Here is a 3,028-nt window from a genome sequence, read left to right as displayed (position 1 = left end):
CCGGCACCAGCGCCACACCGTCCAGCCGGCCCCCGGCGACGACATCCATCCGCCACCCGTCACCCACACCGGCCGGCGGGAGCAGAACATCGTCGCTCGCCATGCGGACGAGGCGGGGCACGTACGCCGTGCCGCCTCGGATCAGAACCTCCGTCGCATCGTGCGGAACAATCGTCGGGGTTTCCCAGGACGCGCCGTCGGAGTCAACGAGGGCCAGGGCGATCCGGCCGGGGTGCTCGGTCGCCGCCGTGCGGACCAGGCCCCGGACGGCAGCCGTTGCGGGTTCCGTCAAGACGTCCTCCGCGGCACCCGTCACCAGGACCATCAGGCGGGTGCCGGTGAGGCGCGGCTCCGCGAGCCACTCCCTGATCACGGCGAGTGCGTCGGTCACCGGCTCGCGCAACGGGCGGTCGGTGGTCGTGATCGGCAGGAGCACCGTGTTCGGCGGCACGGTACCGGCGTCGAGTGCCGCGCGCAGCGCGCCCAGGTCGGCATGGTGGGTCGGAGGGGTGGCGGCCAGTGCCTCCGGCAGGTCACCGACTACGCACCAGTCATCCATCCGTCCGACTGCCGCGGCATCCATGGCGGGCAGTGGCTTCCACTCCACCGTGAACAGGGCGTCCCGCGCCGACGCATCGCCCCGTTGTACATCCGTGGTGGTGACGGATCGCAGCAGCAGGCTGTCGATCGTGGCGACGGGTTCTCCGGTGGCGTCGGCCACGCGCAGCGCGACGGCGTCCTCACCCTGCCGCGACACCCGCACACGCACCTCAGCGGCCCCCACCGCCGAGAGCTCCACCCCCGACCACAGGAACGGCAGCAACGCCCCCGAACCGTCCCGCTCCCCCAACCCCAGCACATGCAGCACCGAGTCCAGCAACGCCGGATGCACACCGAAACCCTCGGCACCACCCGCCACCGACTCCGGCAGCACGGCCTCCACGAACCACTCGTCCCCGGACCGCCACACCCCCCGCAGCCCCCGGAACGCCGGACCGTACGACAGCCCCGCCGCCCCCAACCGCTCGTACAGACCCTCCAGTCCGACCCGCTCGGCCCCCTCCGGAGGCCACACCCGCAGATCCCCGTCCGCCCCCGACACCTGCGCCTGCGCCGCAGAAGGCGCCAGCACACCCACCGCATGCAGCGTCCAGGACTGTTCGTCGGTGTCCTCGGCGCCGGCGTGGTGCGGGCGGGCGTGGATGCGGAGTGCTCGGTGTCCCGACGTGTCCGGCGTGTCCACGGAGACCTGGAGTTCGGCGGCGTGGTCCGTGCGGAGCACGAGGGGGGCCCGGAGGGTGAGTTCGTCGACGCGGTCGCAGCCGACGCGATCGGCGGCGGCCAGGGCCAGTTCCAGCAGTGCCGTGCCCGGCACGAGCACCGAACCCGCCACGACGTGGTCCGCCAGCCACGGGTGGTCGGCCACGGACAGTCTCGCGGTCAGCAGCACCGTGTCGGAGCCGGCCACGGACACCGCCGCGCCGAGCAGTGGGTGGCGGGCGGCGCGCAGGCCGAGTCCCGACGCGTCGACGGCCGTGCGGGGTGCGTCGAGCCAGTAGCGCTGCCGCTGGAAGGCGTACGTCGGCAGCGGCACCTCCCGCGCACCCGTACCGGCGAACACGGCCGCCCAGTCGACGTGGGTGCCGCGCACGAAGGTCTCCGCCACTGCGGCGAGTGCCGTCTCCCGCTCGTCGCGGTCGCGCCGCAGCAGGCAGGCGGCGGGTGCCGGGTCGACGAGCGCGGACAGGACCGGATCGGGGCCGAGTTCGAGGAAGCGTGAGACGGCGAGGTCGCGGACGGCGGTGTCGGCGGCGTCCCGGAAGCGTACGGCCTCGCGCACCTGGCGCACCCAGTAGTCGGCACTCGTCCAGTCGTCGCCGGTGACGACGGCCCCGGTGCGGGTGCTGACGGCGTTGATCGTGGGGCGGTGGTAGGTCACCTGGCGGGCGACCTCGGCGAAGGCGTCCGACATCGGTTCCATCAGCGGGGAGTGGAAGGCGTGCGAGACGCGCAGGCGCGTGGTCCGGCGGCCCTGCTGGTCCGCGGCGGCCACCACCTGTTCGACGGCTTCCTGCCGGCCGGAGACCACCACGGAGGTCGCGCTGTTCACGGCGGCGACGACGGCACCGTCCGTCAGCAGGGCCGTGATCTCCTCCTCGGTTCCCTCGATGGCGGCCATGGCCCCGCCCGCGGGCAGTGCCTGCATGAGCCGGGCGCGGGCGGCGACGAGGCGTACCGCATCGGGCAGGTCGAGGACACCGGCGGCGTGGGCGGCGGCGAACTCGCCGACGGAGTGGCCCAGCACCACGTCGGGCTCCATGCCCCAGGAGCGCAGCAGCCGTACGAGGGCGACCTGCACGGCGAAGAGGGCCGACTGGGCGTAGCCGGTCTCCCGCAGGGTGTCGGCGTGGTCGGCGTCGTCGTGCAGGACCTGCTTCAGGGGCAACGCGAAGCCGAGCTCGGTGTCGAGGAGGGCGCACACCTCGTCCAGAGCCCGGGCGAACTCGGGGAAGCACGCGGCGAGTTGGCGTCCCATGTCGGGGCGTTGACTGCCCTGCCCGGTGAACATCCACGCCGTGCGCCCGTCGGTCGCCGCGCCCTTGATGGTCGGTTCGGTCAGTTGCGTGCGAAGGTCGGTGAGGTCGCGGCCGAGGAGGACGGCCCGGTGGTCGAGTACGGCGCGCGTGGCCGCGAGGGACAGGCCGGTGTCGAGTGCGGAGCCGAGGTCGGCGCGTGCTAGCCGCTCGGTCTGGGCTCGCAGGGCGTCGGCGTTTCGTGCGGAGACCACCCAGGGGATCACGGGCAGTTCGGTGGTCGGGCCGGGCTCCTCCTCCGTGTGTTCCGCCTGCGACGGTTCGGGGGCGGGGGGTTCTTCGATGACGACGTGGGCGTTGGTGCCGCTGATGCCGAAGGACGACACACCGGCCCGGCGTGGCCGCTGCCCGCGCGGCCAGGCCCGCTCCTCGGTCAGCAGACGCACCGCGCCCGCCTCCCAGTCCACGTGCGAGGACGGCTCCTCGACGTGCAG

Annotated in this window: 1 protein-coding gene; it reads right to left on the bottom strand. The window is 73.6% G+C overall.

From position 1 onward, the window contains the following. The coding region (locus tag ACZ56B_RS32690; protein WP_468798681.1) for an acyltransferase domain-containing protein at positions 1–3,028 on the bottom strand (3,028 nt) is incomplete at both ends.

This window comes from Streptomyces sp. NPDC034670 (assembly GCF_055574875.1).
The sequence above is the reverse complement of the archived record's forward strand: the minus strand, read 5'-3'. Positions and strand labels throughout refer to the sequence as shown.